Annotated in this window: 29 protein-coding genes; 20 read left to right on the top strand and 9 right to left on the bottom strand. The window is 68.7% G+C overall.

Annotated elements, in window-relative coordinates:
* Window positions 1–10: 10 nt before the first annotated feature.
* Entirely contained in the window at window positions 11–907 is an 897-nt protein-coding gene (locus HFL01S_RS00555) for a Tim44 domain-containing protein (protein WP_084382999.1), read from the bottom strand.
* Between the two features lie 177 nt (window positions 908–1,084).
* Here HFL01S_RS00555 and HFL01S_RS00550 point away from each other — a divergent pair, with 177 nt between their 5' ends.
* The 11 genes from HFL01S_RS00550 to HFL01S_RS00500 all read left to right on the top strand — a co-directional run bounded on the left by HFL01S_RS00550 (window position 1,085) and on the right by HFL01S_RS00500 (window position 11,427).
* A complete protein-coding gene (locus HFL01S_RS00550) occupies window positions 1,085–1,756 on the top strand; it encodes a TetR/AcrR family transcriptional regulator (RefSeq protein WP_066253171.1) in 672 nt (223 codons plus the stop codon).
* Window positions 1,753–2,643, top strand: a complete 891-nt coding sequence (locus HFL01S_RS00545) for an SDR family oxidoreductase (protein WP_066253168.1) — start codon at window positions 1,753–1,755, stop codon at window positions 2,641–2,643. The genes HFL01S_RS00550 and HFL01S_RS00545 overlap by 4 nt, the downstream gene beginning before the upstream one ends.
* A complete protein-coding gene (locus HFL01S_RS00540; protein ID WP_066253164.1) occupies window positions 2,640–4,259 on the top strand; it encodes an acyl-CoA carboxylase subunit beta in 1,620 nt (539 codons plus the stop codon). Before HFL01S_RS00545 ends, HFL01S_RS00540 begins: the two co-directional genes overlap by 4 nt.
* Window positions 4,260–4,293: 34 nt before the next feature.
* A complete protein-coding gene (locus HFL01S_RS00535) occupies window positions 4,294–5,466 on the top strand; it encodes an acyl-CoA dehydrogenase family protein (RefSeq protein ID WP_066253161.1) in 1,173 nt (390 codons plus the stop codon).
* A gap of 11 nt (window positions 5,467–5,477) precedes the next feature.
* On the top strand, window positions 5,478–6,275 hold the full coding sequence (locus HFL01S_RS00530; protein ID WP_066253159.1) for an enoyl-CoA hydratase/isomerase family protein: 798 nt from the start codon (window positions 5,478–5,480) through the stop codon (window positions 6,273–6,275).
* Window positions 6,272–8,194 (top strand): acetyl/propionyl/methylcrotonyl-CoA carboxylase subunit alpha, encoded by a 1,923-nt coding sequence (locus HFL01S_RS00525; RefSeq protein ID WP_066253156.1) that lies wholly within the window; start codon window positions 6,272–6,274, stop codon window positions 8,192–8,194. The genes HFL01S_RS00530 and HFL01S_RS00525 overlap by 4 nt, the downstream gene beginning before the upstream one ends.
* Window positions 8,191–9,357: an acyl-CoA dehydrogenase family protein gene (locus HFL01S_RS00520; RefSeq protein WP_066253153.1), complete on the top strand. Its 1,167-nt coding sequence runs from the start codon at window positions 8,191–8,193 to the stop codon at window positions 9,355–9,357. The genes HFL01S_RS00525 and HFL01S_RS00520 overlap by 4 nt, the downstream gene beginning before the upstream one ends.
* Window positions 9,354–9,839, top strand: coding sequence for a thioesterase family protein (locus HFL01S_RS00515; protein ID WP_066253150.1), 486 nt, complete (start codon window positions 9,354–9,356; stop codon window positions 9,837–9,839). The genes HFL01S_RS00520 and HFL01S_RS00515 overlap by 4 nt, the downstream gene beginning before the upstream one ends.
* A gap of 4 nt (window positions 9,840–9,843) precedes the next feature.
* Window positions 9,844–10,260, top strand: a complete 417-nt coding sequence (locus HFL01S_RS00510) for a hypothetical protein (RefSeq protein WP_066253148.1) — start codon at window positions 9,844–9,846, stop codon at window positions 10,258–10,260.
* A gap of 60 nt (window positions 10,261–10,320) precedes the next feature.
* Entirely contained in the window at window positions 10,321–10,767 is a 447-nt protein-coding gene (locus HFL01S_RS00505) for a hypothetical protein (protein WP_066253145.1), read from the top strand.
* Between the two features lie 78 nt (window positions 10,768–10,845).
* Window positions 10,846–11,427 carry a hypothetical protein gene (locus tag HFL01S_RS00500; RefSeq protein ID WP_066253143.1) on the top strand — a complete coding sequence of 194 codons (582 nt, stop codon included), beginning with the start codon at window positions 10,846–10,848 and terminating at the stop codon, window positions 11,425–11,427.
* A gap of 48 nt (window positions 11,428–11,475) precedes the next feature.
* Here the strand turns inward: HFL01S_RS00500 and HFL01S_RS00495 are convergent, their stop codons facing one another.
* On the bottom strand, window positions 11,476–12,420 hold the full coding sequence (locus HFL01S_RS00495) for an SDR family oxidoreductase (protein WP_281179887.1): 945 nt from the start codon (window positions 12,418–12,420) through the stop codon (window positions 11,476–11,478).
* Window positions 12,421–12,530: 110 nt separating this feature from the next.
* Here HFL01S_RS00495 and HFL01S_RS00490 point away from each other — a divergent pair, with 110 nt between their 5' ends.
* Window positions 12,531–12,947 carry a winged helix-turn-helix transcriptional regulator gene (locus HFL01S_RS00490; protein WP_066253141.1) on the top strand — a complete coding sequence of 139 codons (417 nt, stop codon included), beginning with the start codon at window positions 12,531–12,533 and terminating at the stop codon, window positions 12,945–12,947.
* A 129-nt stretch (window positions 12,948–13,076) separates the two neighbouring features.
* Here HFL01S_RS00490 and HFL01S_RS00485 read toward each other — a convergent pair whose 3' ends face one another.
* Genes HFL01S_RS00485 through HFL01S_RS00470 form a run of 4 tightly spaced genes read right to left on the bottom strand, consistent with a single transcriptional unit; the run spans window position 13,077 to window position 15,627 of the window.
* On the bottom strand, window positions 13,077–13,697 hold the full coding sequence (locus HFL01S_RS00485) for a YdeI/OmpD-associated family protein (RefSeq protein WP_066253138.1): 621 nt from the start codon (window positions 13,695–13,697) through the stop codon (window positions 13,077–13,079).
* The gene (locus HFL01S_RS00480) at window positions 13,694–14,086 is read right to left on the bottom strand and encodes a DUF2784 domain-containing protein (protein WP_066253762.1); all 393 of its coding nucleotides are present in this window, start codon (window positions 14,084–14,086) and stop codon (window positions 13,694–13,696) included. The genes HFL01S_RS00485 and HFL01S_RS00480 overlap by 4 nt, the downstream gene beginning before the upstream one ends.
* Window positions 14,087–14,124: 38 nt before the next feature.
* On the bottom strand, window positions 14,125–14,628 hold the full coding sequence (locus HFL01S_RS00475) for a DUF3237 domain-containing protein (protein WP_066253135.1): 504 nt from the start codon (window positions 14,626–14,628) through the stop codon (window positions 14,125–14,127).
* 6 nt (window positions 14,629–14,634) lie between these two features.
* Complete coding sequence (locus HFL01S_RS00470) at window positions 14,635–15,627, bottom strand: Bug family tripartite tricarboxylate transporter substrate binding protein (RefSeq protein ID WP_066253132.1); 993 nt, start codon at window positions 15,625–15,627, stop codon at window positions 14,635–14,637.
* Between the two features lie 85 nt (window positions 15,628–15,712).
* Between HFL01S_RS00470 and HFL01S_RS00465 the strand changes: the two genes are divergently transcribed.
* Complete coding sequence (locus HFL01S_RS00465) at window positions 15,713–16,222, top strand: MarR family winged helix-turn-helix transcriptional regulator (protein WP_369407701.1); 510 nt, start codon at window positions 15,713–15,715, stop codon at window positions 16,220–16,222.
* A 26-nt stretch (window positions 16,223–16,248) separates the two neighbouring features.
* On the opposite strand, the gene HFL01S_RS00460 is transcribed toward HFL01S_RS00465, so the two are convergent.
* The 3 genes from HFL01S_RS00460 to gcvA form a co-directional block, all read right to left on the bottom strand.
* Complete coding sequence (locus tag HFL01S_RS00460; RefSeq protein WP_066153642.1) at window positions 16,249–16,467, bottom strand: hypothetical protein; 219 nt, start codon at window positions 16,465–16,467, stop codon at window positions 16,249–16,251.
* A gap of 164 nt (window positions 16,468–16,631) precedes the next feature.
* Entirely contained in the window at window positions 16,632–17,210 is a 579-nt protein-coding gene (locus HFL01S_RS00455) for an amino acid synthesis family protein (protein WP_066253130.1), read from the bottom strand.
* Between the two features lie 42 nt (window positions 17,211–17,252).
* A complete protein-coding gene (gene gcvA / locus HFL01S_RS00450; protein WP_066253127.1) occupies window positions 17,253–18,212 on the bottom strand; it encodes a transcriptional regulator GcvA in 960 nt (319 codons plus the stop codon).
* Window positions 18,213–18,376: 164 nt separating this feature from the next.
* Here gcvA and HFL01S_RS00445 point away from each other — a divergent pair, with 164 nt between their 5' ends.
* From HFL01S_RS00445 to HFL01S_RS00415, 7 genes are read left to right on the top strand one after another with little or no spacing between them, the layout of a single operon-like run.
* Window positions 18,377–20,107: a tannase/feruloyl esterase family alpha/beta hydrolase gene (locus tag HFL01S_RS00445; RefSeq protein WP_066253124.1), complete on the top strand. Its 1,731-nt coding sequence runs from the start codon at window positions 18,377–18,379 to the stop codon at window positions 20,105–20,107.
* Window positions 20,108–20,128: 21 nt separating this feature from the next.
* A complete protein-coding gene (locus HFL01S_RS00440; RefSeq protein WP_066253121.1) occupies window positions 20,129–21,325 on the top strand; it encodes an acyl-CoA dehydrogenase in 1,197 nt (398 codons plus the stop codon).
* Entirely contained in the window at window positions 21,322–22,542 is a 1,221-nt protein-coding gene (locus HFL01S_RS00435; RefSeq protein WP_066253115.1) for a CaiB/BaiF CoA transferase family protein, read from the top strand. The genes HFL01S_RS00440 and HFL01S_RS00435 overlap by 4 nt, the downstream gene beginning before the upstream one ends.
* A gap of 57 nt (window positions 22,543–22,599) precedes the next feature.
* The gene (locus HFL01S_RS00430; RefSeq protein WP_066253113.1) at window positions 22,600–23,466 is read left to right on the top strand and encodes a fumarylacetoacetate hydrolase family protein; all 867 of its coding nucleotides are present in this window, start codon (window positions 22,600–22,602) and stop codon (window positions 23,464–23,466) included.
* 29 nt (window positions 23,467–23,495) lie between these two features.
* The gene (locus HFL01S_RS00425) at window positions 23,496–24,467 is read left to right on the top strand and encodes a tripartite tricarboxylate transporter substrate binding protein (protein WP_245644707.1); all 972 of its coding nucleotides are present in this window, start codon (window positions 23,496–23,498) and stop codon (window positions 24,465–24,467) included.
* 15 nt (window positions 24,468–24,482) lie between these two features.
* Window positions 24,483–25,031 carry a VOC family protein gene (locus HFL01S_RS00420; protein ID WP_066253108.1) on the top strand — a complete coding sequence of 183 codons (549 nt, stop codon included), beginning with the start codon at window positions 24,483–24,485 and terminating at the stop codon, window positions 25,029–25,031.
* Window positions 25,031–26,476, top strand: a complete 1,446-nt coding sequence (locus HFL01S_RS00415) for an aldehyde dehydrogenase family protein (RefSeq protein WP_066253105.1) — start codon at window positions 25,031–25,033, stop codon at window positions 26,474–26,476. The genes HFL01S_RS00420 and HFL01S_RS00415 overlap by 1 nt, the downstream gene beginning before the upstream one ends.
* Window positions 26,477–26,486: the final 10 nt, after the last annotated feature.

Below are 26,486 nucleotides of genomic sequence, written 5' to 3'. Positions count from 1 at the left end.
CAACAATCGGTCAGGCGCCTTGCTGGATGCCCGAGAGGATCCAGCCGCCGTTGCCCTGGCGCGGCTTGGTCAGGTGCCAGATCTCGTCGACCGGGCTGGTCACGCCGTCTTCGCGCAACTCGCCGGTGAAGCGCACGCTCACCACATACAGCGCGTCTTCTTCGGCCACTTCCAGCACCTGGGCGTTGAGGCTCAGCACGTCGGTGTGCTGGGTGGCGCCGTTGCGGTCGCGGATGTCCATCTGCAGCTCGGCGAACATTTCCGGCGAGGTGAACTGGCGGATGTCGTCCAGGTTGCCGGTGTCATTGGCGGCCTGCAGGCGGATGTAGTTGACCTTGGCGTTGCGCTCGAAGGCTGCGACGTCGAAGTCGGCCGGGATGCGCGGCTGCGCGCCTTGCAGGTTGGCACCGATCATCGAGCCACCGGCCGCTGCGCCACCGGTCTGCACCGGGCTGGCGGGCATGCGGAAGGCGTTGTTCGCGCCACCGGCGCCTGCGCCGGCACCGGCGTAGGCCAGGCCGCTGGAGCCACCTTGCGCCGCAGCGCGCTTGCGCATGATGAAGCCGACCACGGCCAGCGCCACCATCACCAGCAGGGCGATCATCAGCATGTTGGCGAACTCTTCACCGAAGCCCAGGTGCGAGGCCAGTGCGGCCAGACCCAGACCAGCGGCCAGACCGGCCACCGGGCCCATCCAGCTGCGCTTGGGAGCGGCTGCGGCACCAGCTGTGGCGCCCGCGGCAGGCGCGGCGTTCGGTGTGGCGTCGGGTGCCTTGGCGGGCGGGGTGGCCTGGCGCTGCATGCCCAGCGACTTGCCGCCGCCGATGCGCTTGGCTTCGGCGTCCATGTGGGCGGTGCCCAGGCCCAGCGTCAGAACGACGGCGAGCAGAGAAAGCAGTTTTTTCATGAAGGTCTCCTTCGTGAGTGAAGTAGTTGACGCGCGATCATAGGTGCGACGAGACTTCCAAAAAATCAGCAAATAACTAACTGTTATTCAGTTTTTAAGAGCGCATTGTCGGCCTTGTTTTATTTTTACAAAGCGTTTGCTTGCTAAAAATAAGGTGCTCTGCTAGGGTGTGGCCCCATGAACGCACCGACCACCGAGTCCGCCGCACCCGACGCCGTCAAGCGCGCCCGCGGGCGCCCCCGCAAGACCGCCGACGAGCGCGACGACGGCAACCGCCGCCAGGACCTGCTGCGCGCCGCGGCCCGCCTGTTCCGCCAGCAGGGCTTTGCCGCCACCAGTACACGGGACATCGCAGCGGCGGCCGGCATGCGCTCGGGCTCGCCCTTCTACCACTTCGAGAACAAGGAAGCGCTGCTCGCGGCCGTGATGCTCGAAGGCATGCAGCGCGCTACCGGGCGCCAGGCCGGCGCCATGCACGCCGCGGCCACCGCCGCGGGCCAGACGCTGAGCGCGCGCGAGTGCCTGCGCGTGCTGGTGCGCAACCACCTGGAGGTGCTGCTGGGCGCCGAAAGCGACTTCATCCCGGTGATGCTCTACGAGTGGCGCTCGCTCTCCGAGGTGCAGCGCCAGGCGGTCAACGAGCTGCGGCGCGAGTACGAAGCCGTCTGGGTGCCGGTGCTGCAGGCGCTGCACGACAGCGGCGAGCTGCAGGGCGACCCGAGCCTGGCGCGGCTGATGATTTTTGGAGCGCTCAACTGGGCGGTGCAGTGGTTCGAGCCGGGCCGCAAGGCCTCACTTGACGACCTGACCGAGGCCGCGTTGCAACTCTTCCTCAAGGAGCCCGCATGAGTTCAGGCTACCAGTCGGTGTTCCGAGACGGCCTGTTCGCCGGCCGCGTGGTGATGGTCACGGGCGGCGGCTCGGGCATCGGCCGCTGCACCGCGCACGAGCTGGCCCGCCTGGGCGCCATGGTGGTGCTGGTGGGCCGCAACCCCGAGAAGCTGCAGGCCACGGCCATCGAGATCGCCGACGACGGCGGGCGCGCCAGCTTCCACGTCTGCGACATCCGCAACGAGGCGGGTGTGCAGGCCATGGTGGCCGACGCGGTGCAGGCCCACGGCCGCATCGATGCCCTGGTCAACAACGCGGGCGGCCAGTACATCACCCCCCTGGAGAAGATCAGCGCAAAGGGCTGGCAGGCGGTGATCGACACCAACCTCACCGGCGGCTTCCTGGTGGCGCGCGAGTGTTACCTGCAGAGCATGGCGGCGCAGGGCGGCGCCATCGTCAACATCGTGGCCGACATGTGGGGCTCCATGCCGGGCATGGGCCACAGCGGCGCGGCGCGCATGGGCATGGTCAGCTTCACCGAGACCGCGGCGATGGAGTGGGCCAAGAGCGGCGTGCGCGTGAACGCGGTCGCGCCGGGCTACATCGCGTCCAGCGGCATGGACCACTACCCGCCCGAAGCCGGGCCGATGCTGCGCGAGATGCGCCAGACGGTGCCGCTGGGCCGCCTCGGCAACGAGGCCGAAACCTCGGCCGCCATCGTCTTCCTGCTCTCGCCGGCGGCCAGTTTCATCAGCGGCACCGTGCTGCGTGTGGATGGCGCACGGCCGCAGGTGCGCATGGGCTGGGGCCAGGTCGCCGCACCGGCCGAGGTGCAGCAGCGCGACGCGGTGAAACCATTCGACGGTTTCCACTGCGCCGTGACGCCCAAGGTGTTCCAGTCATGAGCTTTGCGTCGAATTTCAACCCGCACAGCGAACAGGCTGCGCAACGCCGCGACGCCATGCTCGCGCGCATCGCCCAGCTGCGGGCGCTGGAAGAACGCGCCGCTGCGGCTTCGGCCCAGTCGGCACCGGTGTTCCACAAGCGCGGGCAGTTGCTGCCGCGCGAGCGCGTGGGCCTGTTGCTGGACCCCGGAGCGCCCTGGCTGCCGCTGTGTTCGCTGGCCGGCTTCCTGCAGGACACGAAAGACCCGGAGAAATCCGTGCCCGGCGGCGGCATGCTGGCCGGCATCGGTTTCATCGGCGGTGTGCGCTGCATGGTGGTGGCCAGCGACTCGGGCATCGAGGCCGGCGCGATCCAGGCTCGCGGGCTGGAGAAGATCCTGCGCGTGCAGGAGATGGCGCTGGAGAACCGGCTGCCCTTCGTGCACCTGGTCGAGAGCGCGGGCGCGAACCTGATGAAGTACCAGGTCGAGGGCTTCGTGCTCGGCGGCGGCCTGTTTCGCAACCTCGCGCGGCTCTCGGCCGCGGGCCTGCCGGTGATCACCGTGCAGCACGGCTCGGGCACCGCGGGCGGCGCCTACATGCCGGGTCTGTCGGACATCGTGATCATGGTGCGCGGCCGCTCGCGCGCCTTTCTCGCCGGCCCGCCGCTGCTCAAGGCCGCGACCGGCGAGATCGCCACCGAAGAAGAACTGGGCGGCGCCGAGATGCACACCTCGGTGTCGGGCCTGGGCGAGCACCTCGCCGAAGACGACCGCGAAGCCCTGGGCCTGGCGCGCGACATCGTGGCGCGCACTGGCTGGCAGACGCCGCAGCGACCGGTGGCGACCGAACCCTGCTTCGACGCGGAAGACCTGCTTGCGCTGATGCCACCGCACCACCGCGAGCCGGTGGACATGCGCGAGGTCATGGCGCGCATCACCGACGGCTCCGACATCCTCGAGTTCAAGCCGCTCTACGGCGCCGCCACGGTCTGCGCGCAGGCGCACATCGGCGGCCATGCGGTCGGGATCATCAGCAACAACGGCCCCATCGACGTGGCGGGTGCGAACAAGGCCACGCACTTCATCCAGTGGATGTGCCAGCTGGGCCATCCCATCGTCTACCTGCAGAACACCACCGGCTACATGGTCGGCAAGGACAGCGAGCAGGCCGGGATGATCAAGCACGGCAGCAAGATGATCCAGGCCGTGACCAACGCCACCGTGCCGCAGATCACCATCCAGTGCGGTGCCAGCTTCGGCGCCGGCAACTACGGTATGTGCGGCCGCGGCTACGCGCCGCGCTTCCTGTTCAGCTGGCCCAACGCGCGCACCGCGGTCATGGGCGGGGAGCAGGCCGCGAAGACCATGCAGATCGTGGCCGAGGCCGGCATGGCACGCAAAGGCATTCCCACCGACACGCCCGAGGTGCAGGCACAGATGAAGGCGCAGTACGACGCCATCGTGCAGAAGTTCGAGTCGCAGGCCGATGCGTTCCATACGAGCGGCCTGGTGCTGGACGACGGCGTGATCGACCCGCGCGACACCCGCGCCGTGCTCGCCTTCTGCCTGGACACCGTGGCCGAGGCGGCGTTGCGTCAGCCGAGGGCCATGCAGTTCGGCGTGGCGCGCATGTGACCCCCGCATTCAAGACAACGACAGGAGACACCCCATGCAGTTCACCCACGAGCACCGCGAAATCCAGAAGACCCTCAAGCGCTTCATCGACGAGCAGATCAACCCGCACGTGGACGAGTGGGAAGCGGCCGAGATCTTCCCGGCCCACGAGGTCTTCAAGCAGATGGGCCGGCTCGGCCTGCTGGGCCTGACCAAGCCCGAGGCCTACGGCGGCATGGGGCTGGACTATTCCTACAGCGTGGCCATGGCCGAGGCGCTGGGCCACATCCATTGCGGCGGCGTGCCCATGGCCATCGGCGTGCAGACGGACATGTGCACCCCCGCGCTGGCGCGCTTTGGCAGCGATGAACTGCGGGAACAGTTCCTGGCGCCGGCGATTGCGGGCGATGCGGTGGGCTGCATCGGCGTGAGCGAACCGGGCGCGGGCAGCGACGTCTCGGCCATCAAGACCGTGGCGCGCAAGGACGGCGACGACTACGTCATCAGCGGCCAGAAGATGTGGATCACCAACAGCCTGCAGGCCGACTGGATGTGCATGCTGGTCAACACCAGCGAGGGCCCGGCGCACAAGAACAAGAGCCTGGTGATGGTGCCGCTGCGCGAGAACGGCAAGACCGTCAAGGGCTTCGAGGTCGGCCAGAAGATCAAGAAGATCGGCATGAACAGCAGCGACACCGGCCTGCTGTTCTTCGACGAGGTGCGCGTGCCGCAGCGCTACCGCATCGGCGCTGAAGGTTCGGGCTTCATCTACCAGATGCAGCAGTTCCAGGAAGAGCGCCTGTGGGCCGCGGCCAGCTGCATCCAGAGCCTGACCAACTGCATCCAGTGGACGGTGGAGTACGCACAGGAGCGCAAGCTGTTCGGCGCCTCGCTGGCCGACCAGCAGTGGGTGCAGTTCAAGCTGGCCGAGCTCAAGACCGAGGTCGAGAGCCTTCGCGCGCTGACCTACCAGGCCTGCGAACACTACGTGGCAGGCGAAGACGTGACCGAGTGGGCCACCATGGCCAAGCTCAAGGCCGGGCGCCTGAACCGCCTGGTACCCGACACCTGCCTGCAGTTCTGGGGCGGCATGGGCTTCACCTGGGACAACAAGGTCTCGCGCATGTACCGCGACGGGCGCCTGGCCTCCATCGGTGGTGGGGCCGACGAGGTGATGCTCGGCATCCTCACCAAAATCATGGGCATCGCCAAGCGCCCGGCGCACTGAGAGGGAGCGGCATGAGCAACTTTCTGGTGGTGCGGCAGGGCGACACCGAGCGCTGGACGCTCAACGACCCGGCCTCGCGCAATGCGCTGTCCGACGGCATGGTGGTCGCCCTGTTCGAGGCCTGCCTGCGGGCCAAGGCCGACGACCGCCTGCGCGCGGTGGTGCTCACCGGTGCGGGAGGTGCCTTCTGCGCGGGCGGCAGCCTGGGCCACTTCGCCAGCGCCATCGGCCAGCCGCTTGCCGAGGGCGCACACGACCCGCTGATCGACGCCAACCGCGCATTCGGCGACGTGCTGCACGCGCTGACCGAACTGCCGCAGCTGCTGTTGGTTGCGGTGGACGGGCCGGCCATGGGCGGCGGCTTCGGCCTGGTCTGCTGTGGCGACGTGGTGCTGGCCACGCAGCGCTCGGTGTTCGCCACGCCCGAGGTCACGCTGGGTCTGCCGCCGGCGCAGATCGCGCCCTTTGTCTGGCGGCGTCTGGGTGACCGCGCCGCGCGCGACTGCCTGCTGTCGGGGCGGCACTTCAGCGCCAGCGAGGCCCGTGACCTGGGTCTGGTCAACGACGTGGTGGCCGATGGCGAACTGGAAGAGGCGCTGGCCGATACCCTCAAACGCCACCGTGCAGCGGCGCCCGGCGCGACCGCCGCCACCAAACAACTGCTGCGCCGCCTGCACGGCCCGCTGCCCGACCTGCGCGACGAAGCCGCCATCGCCTTTGCGTCGGCCCTGCGCGGGCCGGAGGCGGCCGCCGGCCTCAAGGCCTTTGCGCGCAAGCAGCCCGCACCGTGGGTGGAGGGGGGCGCATGAAGCGCCTGCTGATCGCCAACCGCGGCGAAATCGCGCGCCGCATCCTCCGCACCGCGCGCAAGATGGGCATCGCCACCGTGGCGGCGTACTCCGATGCCGACCGCAGCGCATTGCACATGCGCGAAGCCGACACCGCCATGGCGCTGGGTGGCACGGCCTCGGCCGACAGCTACCTGCGCATGGACAAGCTGATCGACGCCGCGCGCGCCAGCGGCGCCGACGCGGTGCACCCCGGCTACGGCTTCCTCAGCGAGAACGCCGGTTTCGCGCAGGCCGTCATCGACGCGGGCCTGAACTGGGTCGGCCCGCCGCCCGCCGCCATCCGTGCGCTGGGCAGCAAGTCCGCCGCCAAGGCGTTGGCGCTGCGGCAGGGCGTGCCGGTGCTGCCCGGCTACTTCGGCGACGACCAGCGCGAAGAGACCTTCGTGGCCGAGGCGCAGCGCATCGGTTACCCGGTCATGGTCAAGGCCGTGGCCGGTGGTGGCGGGCGCGGCATGCGCCTCGTGCGCAGCGCCGAGCAGTTGCCCGCCGCGCTGCAGAGCGCGCGCTCGGAGGCGCTGGCCGGCTTCGGCCACGGCGACCTGCTGATCGAGCGCGCGCTGCTGAACCCGCGCCACGTCGAGGTGCAGGTGTTCGCCGATGCGCACGGCCACTGCATCCACCTGGGCGAGCGCGACTGCTCGGTGCAGCGCCGCCACCAGAAGATCATCGAAGAGTCGCCGAGCCCGGCGGTCTCGCCCGAACTGCGCGCCGAACTCGGCCGCTGTGCGGTGGCGCTGGCTCAGGGCGCGGGCTATGTGGGCGCGGGTACGGTGGAGTTCCTGCTCGACGGTGACCAGTTCTTTATGATGGAGATGAATACCCGGCTGCAGGTCGAGCATCCTGTCACCGAAATGCTCACTGGCCTCGACCTGGTTGAGTGGCAACTGCGCGTCGCCTGCGGCGAGGCGCTGCCACTGACGCAAGACCAGGTGCAGCTCCGCGGCCACGCCATCGAGGTCCGCCTTTGCGCCGAGGACGATCGATTCACCCCGCACGCCGGCACGGTGCAGCGCTTCGCCGAGCCGACCCTCACCGATGGCCTGCGCTTCGACCACGCGCTCGAAGACGGCACGGTGGTCACGCCGCACTACGACGCCATGCTGGGCAAGCTGATCGCCCACGCGCCGACCCGCGGCGAAGCCATCGCGAAGCTCGCGCACGCGCTGGACGAAACCGTGTTGCTGGGCCTGCCCAGCAACCGCGCCTTCCTCGCCGCCTGCCTGCGCCACCCGGTGTTCGGCGCGGGCGGCGCCACCATCCCCTTCCTTGCGGAACACGGCGACGGGCTGCGCGCAGCGCTCCAGCCGCCGCACGAGGCTTTCGTGGCCGCCGCGCTGGCGGCGACCTGGCTGGGCCGTGCGGGCACTTCGCTGCCCAGCCCGTTCGTGCGGCCGCTGCGCGTGAAGCTGGGCGACACCACGCTGGACCTCAGCGTCCGCGAACTCGGTCACGGTGCCTTGCAGGTGCGGGCCGGTGAGCGTGAGCACACCGCGCACATCGGCCATGGCACCGTGGCGCTCGATGGCGTCGCGCAGCCCGCGCAGGTGGTGCGCAAGGCCGACGGCCACTGCCATGTGCGCTGGGGCGCCCACGACCTGCACCTGCAGGACCTGAGCCTGGCCGCCGCGCTGAGCGGTGGCCAGGGCCCCGCGGCGCGCGAACTGCGCGCGCCCTTCAACGGCAAGCTGGTGTCGCTCATGGTGCAGCCCGGCCAGCGCGTGGCGCGCGGGCAGGTGCTGCTGACCATCGAGAGCATGAAGATCGAGCACCAGATCGCCGCACCGCGCGACGCCATGGTGTCCGGTGTGACGGTGGTGGCGGGGCAGCAGCTGGTGCCCGGACAGGTCCTATTGGTCTTTTCGGAAGCAGGCGCATGACCACCGACACCGCGAACCACTTCGAAGCCGCCGACCTGCAGGCGCTCGTCGACACCGTGCGCCGCTTCGCTCTGGAGCACGTGCGCCCCAACCTCGACACCTGGGAAGCCGCTGGCGAGATTCCGCGCGTGCTGTACCGCGAAGCGGCCGATCTCGGCCTGCTCGGCCTGGGTTACCCAGAGCATCTGGGCGGCACGCCCGCACCCTGGCGCGCGCGCAACGCGCTGTCGCAGACCCTGGCCCGCCACGGCACCAGCGGCGGGCTGATGGCCAGCCTGTTCTCGCTCAACATCGGCCTGCCGCCGGTGCTGGCGCATGGCTCGCCCGAGCTGCAGGCCGAGGTGGTGCCGCCAGTGTTGCGCGGCGGACAGATCGCGGCGCTGGGCATCACCGAACCTGGCGGTGGGTCCGACGTGGCCGCGCTGCGCACCACCGCGCGGCGCGAGGGCGACGAGTACGTGATCGACGGCGAAAAGGTCTTCATCACCTCCGGCATGCGCTGCGACTGGCTGACTCTTGCGGTGAGAACCGACGCCGGCAACAAGGGCGCCAGCGGCATCAGCATGGTGGTGGTGCCCATGGACCGGCCCGGCGTCACGCGCAGCGCGCTGCAGAAGATGGGCTGGCACTGCTCCGACACCGCGCACCTGCGCTTTGATGGTGTGCGCGTGCCAGTGCGCCACCGCTTGGGCGAGGAGGGCGCGGGCTTTCGCATGATCATGGGCAACTTCAATGGCGAGCGCCTGGCCATGAGCGCGATGGCGCTGGGCTTTGCGCAGGCCTGCTACGACGAGGCGCTGGACTGGGCGCGCCAGCGCCAGACCTTCGGCGCGCCGCTGATCGAACGCCAGGTCATCCGCCACAAGCTAATGGACATGCGCATGCGCATCGAGTCCACCCAGGCCTGGGTCGACGCCGTCACCGCGCGCGCCGACGCGGGCGACACCGGCGCGGACTGGGTCAGCCACGTCTGCCTGCTCAAGAACCACGCCACGCAGGCCATGCAGTTCTGCGCCGACGCCGCCGTGCAGATCCTCGGCGGCATGGGCTTCATGCGCGGCACCGCCAGCGAACGCATCTACCGCGAGGTCAAGGTCATGATGATCGGCGGCGGCGCCGAAGAGATCATGAAAGAACTCGCCGCACGACAATCCGGACTATGACCAAAACCACCGCGCCCGCCCCCACCCAGTTCGAGCCCGAGTTCATCGCCGGCCTCAAGGCCATCTTCGAAGAGAAGATCGTCTTCAACCAGGTGCTGGGCCTGAAGATCACCAGCCTGCTGCCTGATCGAGTGACCGCGCGCATCGACATGAAGCACGAGCTGATCGGGCACTACAGCCACAACCGCGTGCACGGCGGCGTCATCAGCGCCGGGCTCGACGCCATGGGCGGCCTGGCGTGCATGGCCGCCATAGGTGCGCGCCACATGGACGAGACGCCCGAGCAGCGCCTGCACCGCTTCGGCAAGCTCGGCACCATCGACCTGCGCATCGACTACCTGCGCCCCGGCATCGGCGAGCACTTTGAACTCAGTGCCGAGGTGCTGCGCCTGGGCTCGCGCGTTGCGTCCACGCGCATGGAGTTCCGCGGGGCGGACGGCAAGCTGCTGTCCTGCGGCTCGGGCGCGTACATCGTCTCCTGAGGCCATGTCCCGCCGCAGGCCCCGGCCGGCCGGTCGCCTCGGGCGCTGGGCGCGGTGGCTCTGGGCCTCGCCCAACACGCTGATCGGCCTCGCGCTCGGCCTGCTGCTGCTCCCTTTTGGCGCGCGCCTGCGTATCGTGGACGGCGTGATCGAAATCGCCGCACGCCGAGCGCCACCCCGGCGGCGCTGGCCCTTCACCGCCATCACTTTCGGACACGTGGTGATCGGCACCCACGCGCAGGAACTGCAGCGCCTGCGCGCCCACGAGCGGGTGCATGTGCGCCAGTGCGAACGCTGGGGGCCGCTGTTTTTGCCGGCGTACCTGCTGGCCGGGGCGTGGCAGTGGGTGTGTGGGCGGGACGCCTATTGGGACAACCCGTTTGAGGTGGAGGCGCGGAAGGTGGGTGAGCAAGAGGTGTGACCAAACGCTTGCGAGCGACGTGGTTTACTTGCACATTCTTCGCAAGATTCGCTTTTTGCTATGGCCATCGAGATCACCAAGGAAGCCTGCATCGCGTCACTACGCGTCAAGCTGTTGGCATTTGCTGAGCTCTATACCCAGGACGATCCATCGGGGACGTTTTCTGGGGCCATCAGAGCCCACGCTGAGTTGGCATCGACAAGCACCAATCTGACTTTTCTGCGGCGTTTTTCCGCAGAAGCCGACGTTGTCCTTCGAGAAACACTCGACGCGGAGGCGTTGGTGAAGTTCGCCGAGGAACTGAGCAGAAGAGGTGTCAACGATTTGCACATTCCCAAGCTTCCAACGGTCCGCCGCCTTCGCTCCATCCTGAAGAGTGGAGTTGTCAAGAATGAAGAGCAACTGTCGCTTGTTCGCTCTGCACTCGACAGCAACACCTATGGACAGCTGGAGCCAGAGGAACTTGTCCGCCTGGGGCAGATGTTTGACGAATACACGTGCAAGTGACCGCACCAAAAAAATGATCGGCTGTTGTGTCGGCCGTAAGCAGTCCGCACCACGCGGGAGACTTCATCAGGGGGAAACATGATCCAAACCAACATCCGCGCACGGGCGCGGTGCGCGCTCGTGTCGGCGGCGTTGGCGACGGCAGCGGTGAGCGCACCTGCGGCCGACGATTCGGCCGGTGCCTGGTATGTCGGCACGTTCTCGGGCTCGGTCGTCGATTCGGGCTCGACCACCCGCATCGTGCTCGACTGCCGAAGCACGCGCGCTTGCGCGGTGGAAATGACGACCACGTCCGGCAGCGCCGCGCCGGCCAGTCATCGTCCCGACATGGGGGAGCCCAGGCCGATGTCGGCACAACTCGCCAACGGCGAACTGCAAGGCGTGAAGGCGGTGGTCAAGGACGAGCCCGGTCTGTTCGCCCATCCCCGGTTCGGGCAGATGCTCACCCGCTTGCAGCCCCTGATCAAGGGGAACGACAAGCTGACTGCCTGTGTCGACCTGACCGCCGATGCCACCGAATCGATGGGCGTGTGTTCTCTCGCGTCAGACGCAGCCGCCAGACAGTCGCTGGTCATGGTGCTGGCCACCATGAACGCCTCCTGCGGCAACCTGCCTTTCTGTGCCTACTACCTCATCCCCTTGACCCGGCAGGGCGGCTGAGCCCGCTCTGCTGACGGTGGTGCCAGCAGGTCAACCAGTGGCTTCGCCTCATTGGTTCAGAGCTGCGGCTACCGCTGTTGGCAAGCTGGTGGTCGGTCGTCCGATCAGCGCCGAGAGTGTGCGGTCTTGTCCAGCCAGCACACCCTTGGCGATGCCACGGCAGTCGATCTCTGCGAGCACAGCGGCCAACGGCGGGGGCAGACCAACAGAGGCCAGGAACGCAGCGTGCTCAGCCTCCTGCAGATTGCGGTAGCCAAATTCACGACCACTTTGTCGAGCAGTCTCTGCCGCCAGTTCTTGCAGCGAGTGGGCGGTGTCTCCCGCCAGTTCGTAGGTCTTGCCGGCGTGGTCGGGCTGGGTCAGCACCGCCACCGCCGCATTGGCATAGTCCTGTCGCGACGCCCAGGAAATCCTGGCCTCACCTGCTCCGCCCACCAGGCCGCCGTGCTCAAGGGCCTGGGCGAGTCCGGCGGTGTGGTTTTCCCAATACCAGCCGTTGCGCAGGATGGTGAAGTCCAGCCCGGACGATTGCAGCCAGCGCTCGGTGGCCAGGTGGTCCTCCGCAAAGGCGATGCCCCAGCGGTCTGCGTGCAGCAGGCTGGTGTACACGATGCGCCGCACGCCCGCGCGCTGGGCGGCGCGGATCACGTTCTCGTGTTCGGCCTGGCGCGTGCCCAGGGAGCTGGAGGAGATCAGCAGCAAGCTGTCCAAGCCGGCAAAGGCTTTTTCAAGCCCCTGGCGGTCTGCGTAGTCGCCCTGGCGCGCGGCGACGCCCAGGTCGGTGGCCTTGGCCGGATCTCGAACGATGGCGGCGATCTGTTGTTGTGCGACGCGACCGCTCAGGCTCGCGATGACCTTGCGGCCGAGCTGGCCAGTGGCGCCGGTGATGCCGAAGGTGGGTGTGGTGGACATGGTGGGGAGAAAGTTGCGGGTCAGCTCGATGGCTTCCTCGCGGCTCGGGGGGATCGACGTGGTCAGGGTGGTGTTGGTCATGGCAGCTTGGACTGGTTCTCACGAGTGACTAGGTGCCTGATGGGGTCTTAGTTACTATTTGGAACCTTTATCCTAGGGTGTTGAACGCACCGCCACAAGAAGGCACACGCATGTCACCAAAGCACATTGATTTGCCTGAACCCAGCGAAAGTGGGTGCCGCGCGACGCGCGAAATCCTGGAACGCATCGGCGACAAATGGACGCTGTACGTCGTAGGTGCCCTGCGGGGCGGGCCGCGCCGCTTCAGCGAACTCAAGCGCGATGTCGACGGCGTCTCGCAGCGCATGCTGACCCTGACGCTGCGCGGGCTCGAACGCGACGGGTTGGTCACCCGCACCGTCTTTCCCAGCATTCCCCCGCGGGTGGACTACGAGCTGACCGAGCTGGGGCGCACGCTGCTGGAGCCTGTGGCCGTGCTGATCAACTGGGTCGACCGCAGCCGCCCGTCGATCGAAGCAGCCCGAGCACGTTTTGATGCGTCTGGCCAGGAGACGAGAGGCGCGGTCGGGATGGTGCACCGGGCATAAATTCCGCGGATATCTGGCGTCGGGCCTTGCCGTGTGGTTCGCTCAATCGCCCTGACACGTTGGGGAAGTGAGCACGGTGCTACGGCGCAAGGCACCACGGCAACGATCCGAGAAATGGATGGGCACCAGTCACCGCTCGTTCGCGCCTTTGCCCGCCAGGATGTGCGGGCGCGCCTTCTCGATCCGCGACACGCGCGTCGCCGCCGTCTTGGCCGAGCTGAGAAGGATCGCGTAGCTGCGCTGGCGCCCCGTGGTGAGCCGGTGAAACGCCTCGGCGAGTTCGGGGTCGGCGTCCATGGCGTCAACCAGTTCGTCGGGCAGTTCCAGCGCCTGCGCCACCTTCGGCGGACGGATGCCCGCTTCGGCATAGGCCATGGCTTCGAGCAGGTAGGCGCGGATGGCGCTGGCCCGTTCCTCGACCTGCTCGGTTGCGGTGAACCGGATCGAGTCGGGGTGCTGCGTGTTCGGGCCCTGCCGTTCCATCAGCCCCTCGGGGTCCTTCATCAGCGCGGCGTTGAAGAAGTTGAGCCGGAAGTCGCCCTGCAGCGCACCGATCAGCGCGATGTTGCGCCCGGCGTGCATGTAGCAGGGGTGTCCCCATTTCACGGTCTCGATCAGGCCGGCTGCGCGGCAGACGGCGCGCAGCCCGGTCAGGCCTTCGTGCCACTTGTTGGCCGAGCAGGCGGGGGTGGCGAAACGCTCGCACCGGCCGCAGCCCTTGGAAAAGAAGTCCTCGATGTCCGTGATCATTGCTCAGTCCTCACCCACCACCAGGCAGCGGCCACCAGCCCGGCGAAGCCGGTGTACGCCGCCACGAACGCCCACCAGGGCAGGTCCCAGTAGAGCAGACGCGAGAGCCAGTGCCCGATGAAGCTCTCGCCGTAGGCGCCTTGCCCCGCCAGCCGCCGCAGGTCCTGTTCCCACACCGTCAGCGGGCACAGCCGCCCCAGCCAGGCCTGGGCAGCGATGAAGAGCATCAGGCCCAGGTGCGTGAGCCGCAGGCCGCGGTGGCGCACCCAGCGCCAGCCGCACACGCCACCCACCAGCACCAGCGGCAGCAGCCCCACCACGAACAGCACAATGCCCACGTGCAGCGCCAGCAGCGCGTCGGCGAGCAGGGCGGCGGTGGCGGGGTTCATGCCGCCAGTGTGCACAAAAACCACCTGCCCGAGGCGGTTCAGGTCACGCGGTAGAAGCTCAGGAAGACGCCGTCGGGGGCCCGCCGACCGGTGCCGACATACTGGCTTTCGGCCAGCCAGGCCCACTCGGGCGCGCTGGATTCCAGCCGGGGTTGGCAGCGGAAGTACACCGCCGCGGGGTTCACGGGCTCACCCCGCATGATGCGCAAGGCGTCTTCGGCCGACGTCACCCGCAGCGCCGTGTTCTGCACGAAGACGCGACTGCCATCGTCCAGCTCGATCACGTAGCGCGCGTCCAGGTGGGCCTGCGTGCCCTGGCCCACGATCAGCTGGAAGTCTGCACCGCCCGGCAACACCCGCCCGTTGAGGCGAGGACCGCGCACCACGCCACCGGTGATGGGGATCATGCGCCGCAGTCCGGAGGGCGTGTGGCCCACCTCGACCGGCGGGGCAATGGTGACGGCCAGGTCGCAGATGTGCTCCAGCGACGGCGCGGCCAGTGTTTCGGGTGTGGGCTCTGGGGTGGGGGTGGTCTGTGACATGGTCGGTCAATCCGCTTTGAAGCCGGTGGCGGCCACGGCCTTGCCCCACACCCGCGTGTCGGACTCGATGAGCTGGCGGAAGGCTTCGGTGGTGGAGCCGGTGGGCTGGAAACCGGCATTCTCCACTTTGGTTCGCGTCTCGGGTTTGCTGAGCACCTGGCGGATGTCGTTGCTCAGCTTCTGCACCAGGGCATCCGGTGTGCCGGCTGGCGCCACGACACCGAACCAGGTGGTGAATCCGATCTTGGGGAAGCCCTGTTCCTTGAACGTCGGCACATCGGGCAGTGTGGTGGACCGGGCGCTGCCCGTCGAACCGATGGCCAGCAGCTTCTGCGCCTTCACCTGCGGCGCAGCCAGCCCCACGCTGGAGAAAACCCCTTGCACGTCACCTCCGAACAGGCCACTGAATGCGTCGGCGGTGGTGCGGTAGTGCACCGGTTCGGGTGTGACGCCGATCTCGTCACCCAGGATGAAGGCCCCGAAGTGTCCTGCGGTGCCCGCCCCGAAGGTGGCCATGAAGAACGACTTCTGCTCCTTGCTCCAGCGAACGAACTCGGCAGCGTTGCGCGCAGGCACCTTTTGTGGGTTGACCAGAAGCACGAACTCGGATTCGGCCACGGTGCTCACCGGTTTGAAGTCCTTGGCAGGCTGGTAGGGCAGGTTGCGGTAGGTGCTCGGGGCGATGCTCAGCTGGCCGGTCGCTGCAAGAAGAAGGGTGTGTCCGTCGGGCGTGGCGCGCGCCACTTCGGCCGCGGCGACGGTGCCCCCTGCCGCGGCCTTGTTCTCGACGATGACGGCTGCGCCATTCCAGGCGGACGACAGTTGCTGGGCCAGCAGCCTGGCCACGATGTCCGGTCCCGTGCCTGCGCCGAACCCCACCACGATCTTGACGGGGCGCGCCGGATAGTCCGTCTGCGCGGACGCGAGCCCGGCGGAGGTGAGCAGCAGGGCGGCGGCCAGGGCGCGAGCGCCTCGGTGGATCAGGGTGGTGGTCGGCATCAGGTGTCTCCGTTGTGGTGTGGTGCGTCCAAAATATATGGAGACGGCAACACTTGTTCTAATCAATCGTTGTAGGGGAATACCAGTGGCCACTTCACGGCTGGGCGATCCGCAGTCCATCGAGGATCTGCTGCTGTACCGCCTGATCCGGCTGGTCTCCGTGGCCGGTTCGCCGGTCATCCGCATGTGCGAAGGACAGCATGGCATCACCCGTCGCGAGTGGCGGGTGATGGCGGTGTTGCAGTTTCATGGCCCCTCGCTGTCGTCCGAACTGGCCGATCGCGCAGGTCTGGACCATGCACGGACTTCTCGTGCCATCACGGGCTTGGTGGAGAAGAAACTGCTGGATCGCATGGCCTTGCCTGGCGACAGGCGTCGGGTGCGCATTTCTCTGACGCCAGCCGGTGCTGCCCTCTATGCGCAGTTGTTCCCCGAAGTGGTTCAGCTCAACCAGGAGATCCTTTCGGTCCTGCGTCCGGAAGAGATGGACGTGCTGGATGACCTGATCAACCGGCTACAGGCGCGCGCCGTGCAGCATGTCGCCGAAGCGAATCTCCCGAAGGCCAACCGTCGGCGTGGTCGCCTGAAAAGTTGACACCGGTCGGCCGGGGGCCCGCACCGTCACTTGCGCGCGCTGACCAGCAGCACGAGGCCGCCCGCCACGATGGCGGCCACGCCGGCCCACACGGGGATGTTGACCCGGTTTTCTTCCCGGACCTTGAGTTCGAGCGGCCCGAGCTTGGCGGCGGTGCTTTCAGTCGTGTACGAGAAGCCGCCGTACACCAGGGCGGCGATCCCGGCGACGATGACGATCAATGCGGCGATGCGTGCGATTCCCATGGTGCTGGCTCCTGTGGAAGGGGACGGTCGGCCCGGTGGCGCCATTGGACCCGGGCCGCCACTCCGTGTTCGTAGGATAGGTCCTATGCCCGCCGTAGGCGAGCGCCGCAACCGCAAAAAAGCCGCCATCGCACCCGGTGTGGCGACTCCCGCGCGAGGCGCTGTCAGCGCTGCCCGTCGTGCAATGCGATCTGGTCCACCGCAAGGCCACCCAGACGCGAATGGATGCGCCCGCCGTCGGCCATCACCAGGCCGAACACGATCTCGTCGGGACGCGGGCCGTCCTGCACGCCCACCTCCATGGCGTTGAAGTGGCTGCGCACATAGGCGGCCTGGATGTGGTGCAAAGGCACCATCAGCCGGTAGCCGGCGCTGGCCACGGCCTTGGCGGCGGGCACGATGGCCTTGGGCTCGCCCAGCACCGCGCGCATGGCCCAGCCGCCCGCTTCGTGCCACACCGCGCCGTGTTCGAGCTCGCCGTTCACGCCGACGATGGCGGCCTTGCCGTAGGCCTGCACCTGGTCGCGCCCGAGCACCTGCACCAGCTCTTGGGCCAGCTCGCGCCCGAGCGTGCGCAGCTCGGCCATGAAGGGCAGCAGGTCGGGTTCGTAGCGCCCGGCGTAGGGGTTGCGCACCACGGCCAGCGCCGCGGCCATGCGCAGTGGCACCGCCGGTGGCGGCCCGCCCTCATGGAAGACGGTTTCGACGAGCAGCTGGCGTTTGCGGACCTGGATCAGTGACATGGCGGGATGACCTTGTGACGGGTTGAAAAAAGCGGACCCGGCTCAGGCCGAGCGGGTGCGCGGTTGCGGCTTCGCGCGCAGCAGGCGTTCCTGCTCGGCCGAGGCGTTGTAGGTGGCCATCTCCTCGATGAGCCAGGCCTTGAAGACCTCCAGCACCGGGTTGTCGGCCTTGCGTTCGGGAATCGACAGGTAGTAGGCGCGGTCGCTGGGGCAGAAGTGCTGCACCGGGATGACGAGGCGGCCCGAGGTCAGGTCGTCGCCGATGTCGTACTCGGGCACCAGGGCCACGCCCAGACCCACGGCGGCGGCCTGCAGCGACATGAAGAACAGCTCGTAGCGCGGCCCGGCCAGTTCGTTGCCCGGCACGTAGCCAATCGACTCGAACCACTGGCGCCAGGCGTAGGGCCGCGTGCTCTGCTGCAGCAGCGGCAGCTCGGCCAGCTGCTGCGGTGTGAGCTTCTTGCGCGGGGCGATCAGGGCCGGGCTGCACACCGGCACCAGGGTCTCGTCCATCAGGTGGGTGGTCACGGCGCCGGGCCAGTGGCCGTCGCCGGCGTAGATCGCGGCGTCCATGGTGGTGTCGTCGAACAGGAAGGGCCTTGTGCGGCTGGAGAGGTTGAGCGTGATGTCGGGGTGCAGCTGGGCGAAACCGGCCAGCCGCGGCAGCAGCCAGCGGGTGCCGAAGGTGGGCACGACGGCCAGTTCGAGCCGGCCGCCGCGCCCGCCGCGGGTCATGAGGTTGAGCGTGTCGAGCTCGATCTGTTCGAGGTGCCGCGACACCTGGCGGTGGTAGGCCACGCCGGCCTCGGTCAGCAGCACGCCACGGCGCGAGCGGCGGAACAGGCTCACGCCCAGGAACTGCTCCAGCCCCGCGATCTGGCGGCAGATCGCGCTCTGGGTGAGGGAGAGTTCTTCGGCCGCCTCGGTAAAGCTCGCGTGCCGCGCGGCGGCCTCGAAGGCGCTCAGCGCGGCGGTGCTGGGAATCTTGCGTCGGGAGGTCATGGTTGGCTTTCGAAGTGCGTTTTATGCACTACTGATTGCAAACAAATCGTTTGATGTGCCTGATTCTGGCCCGTACATTTCGGAAAAGTCAAACACGAAGTTCGTTAATTGCACTTCAAAACAAGGCGCCCGCCGAGACGGGACAGCCGACGGAGACCCGCACCATGCACCGATCCCTTGCCTTGCCGAGCCTTGCGCTCGCCTCCCTGACCCTGCTGGCGGGTTGCGCCACCACCGCGCAGCCGCCGCGGCAGGGCGCGGCCACGCCCGCGCCGCTGCAACAGTGCAGCGAACTGATGGGCGCCTTCGGCTTCGCCGGTGCCCGGTTCACCGCGGTCACGCTGGAGCCGGCGGGGCGCCTGACGAACGCCGGCCAGCCGGTGGGCGAGCACTGCCGCGTGACCGGCCGGATGAACGAGCGCGTCAGCCCGGTCGACGGCCAGACCTACGCCATTGGCTTTGAGATGCGCCTGCCCCGTGACTGGAACGGCCGCTTCCTCTACCAGGGCAACGGTGGCACCGACGGCAACGTCGTCACCGCCGATGGCGGCAACTCGCTGGGCAGCGGCGGCCTGCTGCGCAACGCGCTGCAGAAGGGCTTTGCGGTGATCAGCTCCGACGGCGGACACAGCAACGCGCAGAACCCGCTGTTCGGCCTGGACCCGCAGGCGCGCCGCGACTACGGCTACAACGCCATCGGCACGCTCACGCCCATGGCCAAGGCGCTGATCCAGCGCGCTTACGGCAAGGCGCCCGACCGCTCGTACATCGGCGGCACGTCCAACGGCGGTCGCCAGGCGCTGGTGGCGGCCACCCGCTACGCCGACCAGTTCGACGGTGTGCTGGCGCAGTCGCCCGGCATCCACCTGCCGCGCGCCTCGGTGGCCAACCTGTCCAACGTGAAGCGCTGGGACACCGTGGTCACCACCCGCGAGGTCAATGGCCGGCCCGACTACGAGTCGGCCCTGCCCCGGCCGGAGCGCGAACTCGTGGCCCGCGCCATCCTGGCGCGCTGCGACGCACTCGATGGTCTGGCCGACGGCCTGGTGAACGATGTGGAGGCCTGCCGCTCGGCCTTCGACCCGCAGCGCGACCTGCCCACCTGCGCCGCGGGGCGCGACGGCAGCTGCCTGACGGCCGCCCAGAAGTCGGTGCTGGCCGCGGTGCACGCGCCCGCCCGCAACAGCGCTGGCGAGGTGGTCTACAGCGGCTTCCCGTTCGACCCCGGCATCCAGCACCCGGGCTGGGCCGAGTGGAAGTTCCGCAGCTCCCTGCTCACGGCGCGCAACCCGGTGTCGGTCGGCTTCATCTTCTCGTCGCCGCCGGTGGCCGATGTGGCCATGGCGACCGACACCCGCAAGAGCGCGGCCTTCGCACTGGCCTTCGACATCGACCGCGACGGCAGCAAGATCTTCGCCACCAGCGGCGTCTACACCGACAAGGCCCTGGACTTCATGGGCACGCTGGAGGCGCCCGAGTTCGACCGCCTGCGCCAGCGCGGTGGCAAGGTGCTGGTGTTCCACGGCACGGCCGACCCGATCTTCTCCAGCGACCACACGCAGGCCTGGTTCCGCGCGCTGGACGCCCACCAGCAGGGCCGTGCCGCCGACTTCGCCCGCGTGTTCCTGGTGCCGGGCCAGGGCCACTCCCGCGGCGGGCCAGCCACCGAACAGTACGACGGGCTGGACGCGCTGGTCGACTGGGTGGAGCAGGGCCGCGCGCCCGAACGCATCGTGGCCAGCGCACGCGGCGCAGGCAACCCCGGCGGCGCCAACACCGACCTGCCGGCCAACTGGTCGCCCTCCCGCACCCGGCCGCTGTGCCCCTATCCGCTGCTGGCGCGCTACACCGCTGGCGACACCGAATCCGCCGCGAGCTTTGCCTGCCAGCGCTGACCTCTTTTCAAGTCCACCACCATGCCCACTTCCTCTTTCCTCTGGGACGACCCGTTCCTGCTGGAGCAGCAGCTCCAGGCCGACGAGCGCGCGGTGCGCGACGCCGCCGCGGGCTATGCCCAGTCCGAGCTGGCGCCGCGCGTGCTGGCGGCCTTTCGTGAGGGCCGCACCGACCCGGGCCTGTTCCGCGAGATGGGCGCCCTCGGCCTGCTCGGGGCCACGCTGCCGTCCACCTACGGCGGCGCCGGCCTGAACTACGTGTGCTACGGCCTGATCGCCCGCGAGATCGAACGCGTCGACTCCGGCTACCGCACCATGCTCAGCGTGCAGTCCAGCCTGGTGATGCTGCCCATCCACGCTTTCGGCAGCGAAGAACAGCGCCAGCGCTACCTGCCGCGCCTGGCCTCGGGCGAGTGGATCGGCTGCTTCGGACTCACCGAGCCGGACAGCGGTTCCGACCCCGCCAGCCTGTCCACCCGCGCCACCCGCGTGCCCGACGGCTTCCGCCTGAGCGGCGCCAAGATGTGGATCACCAACAGCCCGATCGCCGATGTGTTCGTGGTCTGGGCCCAGCTGGCCGACGAGGACAGCGGGCGCGACCAGATCCGCGGCTTCATCCTGGAGAAGGGCTGGCAGGGCCTGAGCGCGCCCGAGATCGCCGGCAAGGTGGGCATGCGCGCGTCGGTCACCGGCCAGATCGTGATGGACGCTGTGTTCGTGCCGGCCGAGAACCTGCTGCCCGGCGTGCGCGGCCTGAAGGGCCCGTTCACCTGCCTGGACAGCGCGCGCTACGGCATCGCCTGGGGCGCGTTCGGCGCTGCCGAAGACTGCTGGCACCGCGCGCGCCGCTACGTGCTGGACCGCAAGCAATTTGGCCGCCCGCTCGCCGCCAACCAGCTGGTGCAGAAAAAGCTGGCCGACATGCAGACCGAGATCGCGCTGGGCCTGCAGGGTTGCCTGCGGTTCGGGCGCATGAAGGACGAGGGCATCGCGTCGGTGGAACTGACCAGCATGCTCAAGCGCAACAGCTGCGGCAAGTCGCTGGACATCGCCCGCGTGGCGCGCGACATGCTCGGCGGCAACGGCATCAGCGACGAATACGGCGTGGCGCGCCACCTGGTGAACTTGGAGGTGGTGAACACCTACGAGGGCACGCACGACATCCACGCGCTGATCCTCGGTCGCGCACAAACCGGTCTGCAGGCGTTTGCATCATGAACCACGAATCAACTCCCCAAGGCGGCGCGCTGTCCCACCTCAAGGTACTCGACCTCTCGCGCGTGCTCGCCGGTCCCTGGGCCAGCCAGATGCTGGCCGACATGGGCGCCGAGGTGATCAAGATCGAACACCCCGAGCGCGGCGACGACACGCGCGGCTGGGGCCCGCCCTACCTGAAGGACGCGCAGGGTGATGCACTGGAGTCGGCCTACTTCCTGTGCGCCAACCGCAACAAGCGGTCGGTGGCGCTGGACATGGCCACGCCCGAGGGCCAGCGCCAGATCCGTGAACTGGCCCTGCAGTCCGACGTGCTGATCGAGAACTTCAAGGTCGGCGGCCTGGCGCGCTATGGGCTCGACTACGCCAGCCTGAGCGCGCTCAACCCGCGCCTGATCTACTGCTCCATCACCGGCTTCGGCCAGACCGGCCCCTACGCGCAGCGCCCGGGCTACGACTTCATGGTGCAGGGCATGGGCGGGCTGATGAGCCTGACCGGCGTGCCCGATGGCGAAGACGGCGCCGGCCCGATGAAGGTGGGCGTGGCGCTGACCGACGTGCTCACCGGGCTGCACGCGGTGTCCGGCATCCTGGCCGCGGTGGCCTGGCGCGAACGCTCGGGCGAAGGCCAGCACATAGACCTTGCGCTGCTGGACGTACAGGTGTCGTGCCTGGCCAACCAGGCGCAGAACTACCTCATCACCGGGCAGTCGCCGCGCCGCCTGGGCAACGCCCACCCGAGCATCGTGCCGTACCAGTCCTTCCCCACCGCCGACGGCGAGATGATCCTGGCGGTGGGCAACGACAGCCAGTTCGCCTCGTTCTGCCAGGTGGCCGGGCGCGCCGAATGGGCGACCGACCCGCGCTTTGCCACCAACGCCGCCCGTGTGGCGCACCGCGCCGAACTGGTGCCGCTGCTGCGCCAGGTGACGGTTCAGCGGACCACCGCGCAATGGATCGCCGCGCTGGAAACCGCCAACGTGCCCTGCGGCCCGATCAACACGCTGGAGCAGGTGTTCGCCGATCCGCATGTGCAGGCGCGGGGCCTGCGCGTCGAGCTGCCGCACCCTGTGGCCGGCACAACGCCGGGCGTGGCCAGCCCGCTGCGCTTCTCGAAAACCCCGGTGCAGTACCGCCGGGCGGCACCCGCGCTGGGTGCAGACACCGCGGCCGTGCTGGCTGGCCTGCAGGCCACCCCAACCCCCGATCATCCGAGGTGAGGGTGCGCCGCGCCCAGACCCTTGTGTTTCACCCTGTCCTTTTCTGAAAGAACCCACATGAAGCTTCTGTCGTTTGAATACCAGGGCCGCGCCTCCTGGGGCGCCGTCGTCGGTGAGCACGTGGCCGATCTCGGCCGTGCCTACCCGCAATACCCCACGCTGCAGGCCTACATCGCGGCCGGCCGCACCCTGCAGGCAGGGGCCGATGCGGCCAGCGTGCCCGCCGACATCCCGCTCGCCAGCATCCGCTTCCTGCCGGTGATTCCGCAGCCCGAGAAGATCGTCTGCGCCATCCGCAACTACCACGACCACCACCGCGAGGTCGTGGCCGCCGGGCTGGACCGCGAGCTCTCGGCGCACCCGCCGATCTTCCTGCGCGTGTGGCGCTCGCAGGTGGCGCACGGCCAGCCCATCCTGCGCCCGCACTGTTCCGATTCGCTGGACTGGGAGGGCGAACTGGCGGTCATCATCGGCAAGCCGGGCCGCAACATCCCCGAGGCCCAGGCCCACGAGCACATCGCCGGCTACTCGATCTACAACGACGCCAGCATCCGCGAGTGGCAGTTCCATGCCAAGGCCATCTGCGCCGGCAAGAACTTCGAGTCCACCGGCGCCTTCGGCCCCTGGATGGTCACGACCGACGAAATCGCGCACGACCGCCCGCTCAAGCTGGTGACGCGCCTGAGCGGCGAGCTGATGCAGTCCACTACCACCGACGACATGATCTTTTCGGTGGCGCAGCAGATCGCGTACGCCTCGACCATCTTCACCCTGGTGCCGGGCGACGTGATCGTCACCGGCACGCCGGGCGGCGTGGGCTGGAGCAAGAAGCCGCCGCGCTTCATGGTGCCGGGCGACGTGGTGGAGGTCGAGATCGAAGGCATCGGCACCCTGCGCAACACCGTCGAGCAGGCGCCGCAGTAAGCCGTTTCATAACCACAGGAGACAAGACCGTGAAGAAGAACCTGATGACGCTGTTCGGGGCCGCGCTGGCCCTGACCCTGCCGCTGGCCGCTGGTGCGCAGACCTATCCCGATCGCCCGGTGCGCGTGCTGCACGGCTTCGCCGCGGGCGGCAACGCCGACGTGGTGGCGCGCCTGGTGGGCGCAGAAATGGCCAAGGGCCTGGGCCAGCCCATCGTGGTCGAGCCCAAGGCCGGCGCCGGTGGCACCATCGCCGCGGCCACCGTGGCTTCGGCCAAGCCCGACGGCTACAACCTGCTGCTGGCCACCGGTGGCCATGCCATCGCGGGTGTGCTCTACGACAAGCTGCCCTACGACACTGCCAAGTCCTTCCAGCCGATCTCGGCGCTGACCTCGTTCCCCTTCCTGGTGGTGGTCAACGCCGCCAGCCCGCACCACAGCCTGGGCGATCTGATCAAGGCGGCCAAGGCCCGGCCCAACCCCATGACCTTCGGTTCGGCCGGCATCGGCACCGGCCAGCACATGACCGGCGAGCTGCTGGCCAACCGCGCGGGCTCGGCCTTCACCCACGTGCCCTACCGCGGTGAGAGCGCGTCGGTGACTGCGCTGCTGGGCAACGAGGTCGACTTCGTGGTGATCGCGCCGACCACCGCGCTGCCCCAGGTCAAGGCCGGCAAGCTGCGCGCGCTCGGCACGTCCGGCAGCGCCCGCTGGAGCGGCCTGCCCGACGTGCCCACGGTGGCCGAACAGGGGGTGCCGAACTTCGAGGTGCGTTCGTGGACCGCGCTGCTGGCACCGGCCGGCACGCCACAGCCGGTGATCGACCGCCTGAACGCGCAGGTCGCCACCGCGCTGCAGGACGCCACCCTGCGCAGCAAGCTGGCCGAGGCCACCGGCGGCGACGTGCACGCCAGCACACCCAGGGACCTGCAGGCCACCATCGAGGGCGACCTCAAGCGCTGGGGGCAACTGGTCAAAGACGCCAAGATCCAGAAAGACTGAGAAAGACCCGACACCATGAACGTCACCCGCCCCACCCCGGCCCACTTCGGCTTCTTCGTCTACGACCTCGACAGGATGGTCGACTTCTACACCCAGGTGTTCAAGCTCACCATCACCGACGAGGGCCTGGGCAAGAACTTCGGCAACCGCCTGGTCTTCATGAGCGCCACCGAAGACCAGCACCACCAGATCGTGCTGTCCGAAGGCCGCTCCCCGGACTCCAAGGTGAGCACCATCATGCAGGTGTCGTTCCTGGTGCCCGACCTGGCCGAACTGCGCTGGAACCGCGACAAGGCGGAGGCCCTGGGCGCGACCGAGATGCGCCCCATGAACCACGGCAACGCCTGGTCGCTGTACTACTTCGACCCCGAGGGCAACCGCGTCGAGGTCTACCTGGACACGCCGTACTACGTGAACCAGCCCTACGGCGCGCCGCTGGACCTCGAGAAGAGTGAGGAAGAGCTGCTGGCCGAGACCTTCGCGATGGTGCGCGACGACCCCAGCTACATGCCGCTGGACGAGTGGCAGGCCCGCTTTCGCCGCCGTGGCCCGGGGCGTGCGTGATGGCGCAGGGACACAACTTCATCGGCGGCGAATGGGTGGCGGGTGCGCGCAGCGTGCGCAACATCAACCCGTCGGACACGCGGGATGTGATCGGCGAGTACGCGCTGGCCGACCTGGCGCAGGCGCGCAGCGCGGTGGATGCGGCGGCGGCCGCGTTCCCCGCCTGGTCGCTCTCGGGGCCGCAGCAGCGCTTCGATGTGCTCGACAAGGCCGGCAGCGAAATCCTGGCGCGCAGCGCCGAACTGGGCGACCTGCTGGCGCGCGAAGAAGGCAAGACCTTGCCCGAGGCGGTGGGCGAGGTGGTGCGCGCCGGGCAGATCTTCAAGTTCTTCGCCGGCGAGGCGCTGCGCCAGCGGGGTGAGCTGCTGGCGTCGGTGCGACCCGGCATCGGGGTGGAGATCACGCGCGAACCGCTGGGCGTGGTGAGCCTGATCACGCCCTGGAATTTCCCCATCGCCATCCCGGCCTGGAAGATCGCGCCCGCGCTGGCCTTCGGCAACTGCGTGGTGTTCAAGCCCGCCGAACTGGTGCCCGGCTCGGCCTGGGCGCTGGCCGAGATCCTCTCGCGCAGCGGCCTGCCGGCGGGCGTGTTCAACCTGGTGATGGGCTCGGGCGCCGAGATCGGCACCGCGCTGGTGGACGACCCACGCGTGGCCGGACTGAGCTTCACCGGCTCGGTGGCCACCGGCCGGCGCCTGGCGGCGGCCTGCGCGGCGCGCGGGGCCAAGTACCAGCTGGAGATGGGCGGCAAGAACCCGCTGCTCGTGCTCGACGACGCCGACCTCGCGGTGGCGGTCCAGTGCGCGGTGCTGGGTTCGTTCTATTCCACAGGCCAGCGCTGCACGGCGTCGAGCCGGCTGATCGTGACCGAGGGCATCCACGACCGCTTTGTCGCCGCGGTGGTGGAGCGCCTGAAACAGCTCAAGGTTGACGACGCGCGCCGCCCGGGCACCGACATCGGCCCGGTGGTGGACGAGCGCCAGCTCGCGGTCGATCTGGACTACATCCGGATCGCCCAGGAAGAGGGCGCCACGCTGGCGTTTGGCGGCGAACACCGCGCCAGCAACGACCTCGGGCAGCCGGGTCACTACCTCACCCCGGCGCTGCTCACCGGCACCGACAACACCATGCGCATCAGCCGCGAGGAGGTGTTCGGGCCGGTGGCCAACGTGGTCCGCGCGCGCGACTACGAGGAGGCCCTGGCGCTGGCCAACGACACGCCGTTCGGCCTGTCCAGCGGCCTGTGCACCACCAGCCTGAAACACGCGACCCACTTCAAGCGGCATGCACAGGCGGGCATGGTGATGGTCAACGCACCCACCGCGGGGGTCGACTACCACGTGCCGTTCGGCGGGCGCAAGGGTTCCAGCATGGGGCCGCGCGAGCAGGGCAGTTACGCTGCCGATTTCTACACCACGGTCAAGACCGCCTACACCGCGGCCTGACCGCTTCCAA

Origin of the sequence: Hydrogenophaga flava NBRC 102514 (genome assembly GCF_001571145.1) — a bacterium.
GTDB classification, from domain to species: Bacteria; Pseudomonadota; Gammaproteobacteria; order Burkholderiales; family Burkholderiaceae_C; genus Hydrogenophaga; species Hydrogenophaga flava.
The sequence above is the reverse complement of the archived record's forward strand: the minus strand, read 5'-3'. Positions and strand labels throughout refer to the sequence as shown.

Excerpts from the sequence above, each read along its gene's own strand:
- HFL01S_RS00555 (WP_084382999.1), bottom strand. The coding sequence starts at position 907 with ATGAAAAAACTGCTTTCTCTGCTCGCCGTCGTTCTGACGCTGGGCCTG.
- HFL01S_RS00550 (WP_066253171.1), top strand. The coding sequence starts at position 1,085 with ATGAACGCACCGACCACCGAGTCCGCCGCACCCGACGCCGTCAAGCGC.
- HFL01S_RS00460 (WP_066153642.1), bottom strand. The coding sequence starts at position 16,467 with ATGGGAATCGCACGCATCGCCGCATTGATCGTCATCGTCGCCGGGATC.
- HFL01S_RS00485 (WP_066253138.1), bottom strand. The coding sequence starts at position 13,697 with ATGATCACGGACATCGAGGACTTCTTTTCCAAGGGCTGCGGCCGGTGC.
- gcvA (WP_066253127.1), bottom strand. The coding sequence starts at position 18,212 with ATGACCTCCCGACGCAAGATTCCCAGCACCGCCGCGCTGAGCGCCTTC.
- HFL01S_RS00505 (WP_066253145.1), top strand. The coding sequence starts at position 10,321 with ATGGCCATCGAGATCACCAAGGAAGCCTGCATCGCGTCACTACGCGTC.
- HFL01S_RS00430 (WP_066253113.1), top strand. The coding sequence starts at position 22,600 with ATGAAGCTTCTGTCGTTTGAATACCAGGGCCGCGCCTCCTGGGGCGCC.
- HFL01S_RS00440 (WP_066253121.1), top strand. The coding sequence starts at position 20,129 with ATGCCCACTTCCTCTTTCCTCTGGGACGACCCGTTCCTGCTGGAGCAG.
- HFL01S_RS00420 (WP_066253108.1), top strand. The coding sequence starts at position 24,483 with ATGAACGTCACCCGCCCCACCCCGGCCCACTTCGGCTTCTTCGTCTAC.
- HFL01S_RS00520 (WP_066253153.1), top strand. The coding sequence starts at position 8,191 with ATGACCACCGACACCGCGAACCACTTCGAAGCCGCCGACCTGCAGGCG.
- HFL01S_RS00500 (WP_066253143.1), top strand. The coding sequence starts at position 10,846 with ATGATCCAAACCAACATCCGCGCACGGGCGCGGTGCGCGCTCGTGTCG.
- HFL01S_RS00470 (WP_066253132.1), bottom strand. The coding sequence starts at position 15,627 with ATGCCGACCACCACCCTGATCCACCGAGGCGCTCGCGCCCTGGCCGCC.
- HFL01S_RS00525 (WP_066253156.1), top strand. The coding sequence starts at position 6,272 with ATGAAGCGCCTGCTGATCGCCAACCGCGGCGAAATCGCGCGCCGCATC.
- HFL01S_RS00445 (WP_066253124.1), top strand. The coding sequence starts at position 18,377 with ATGCACCGATCCCTTGCCTTGCCGAGCCTTGCGCTCGCCTCCCTGACC.
- HFL01S_RS00480 (WP_066253762.1), bottom strand. The coding sequence starts at position 14,086 with ATGAACCCCGCCACCGCCGCCCTGCTCGCCGACGCGCTGCTGGCGCTG.
- HFL01S_RS00415 (WP_066253105.1), top strand. The coding sequence starts at position 25,031 with ATGGCGCAGGGACACAACTTCATCGGCGGCGAATGGGTGGCGGGTGCG.
- HFL01S_RS00530 (WP_066253159.1), top strand. The coding sequence starts at position 5,478 with ATGAGCAACTTTCTGGTGGTGCGGCAGGGCGACACCGAGCGCTGGACG.
- HFL01S_RS00455 (WP_066253130.1), bottom strand. The coding sequence starts at position 17,210 with ATGTCACTGATCCAGGTCCGCAAACGCCAGCTGCTCGTCGAAACCGTC.
- HFL01S_RS00490 (WP_066253141.1), top strand. The coding sequence starts at position 12,531 with ATGTCACCAAAGCACATTGATTTGCCTGAACCCAGCGAAAGTGGGTGC.
- HFL01S_RS00545 (WP_066253168.1), top strand. The coding sequence starts at position 1,753 with ATGAGTTCAGGCTACCAGTCGGTGTTCCGAGACGGCCTGTTCGCCGGC.
- HFL01S_RS00515 (WP_066253150.1), top strand. The coding sequence starts at position 9,354 with ATGACCAAAACCACCGCGCCCGCCCCCACCCAGTTCGAGCCCGAGTTC.
- HFL01S_RS00540 (WP_066253164.1), top strand. The coding sequence starts at position 2,640 with ATGAGCTTTGCGTCGAATTTCAACCCGCACAGCGAACAGGCTGCGCAA.
- HFL01S_RS00475 (WP_066253135.1), bottom strand. The coding sequence starts at position 14,628 with ATGTCACAGACCACCCCCACCCCAGAGCCCACACCCGAAACACTGGCC.
- HFL01S_RS00435 (WP_066253115.1), top strand. The coding sequence starts at position 21,322 with ATGAACCACGAATCAACTCCCCAAGGCGGCGCGCTGTCCCACCTCAAG.
- HFL01S_RS00510 (WP_066253148.1), top strand. The coding sequence starts at position 9,844 with ATGTCCCGCCGCAGGCCCCGGCCGGCCGGTCGCCTCGGGCGCTGGGCG.
- HFL01S_RS00535 (WP_066253161.1), top strand. The coding sequence starts at position 4,294 with ATGCAGTTCACCCACGAGCACCGCGAAATCCAGAAGACCCTCAAGCGC.
- HFL01S_RS00495 (WP_281179887.1), bottom strand. The coding sequence starts at position 12,420 with ATGACCAACACCACCCTGACCACGTCGATCCCCCCGAGCCGCGAGGAA.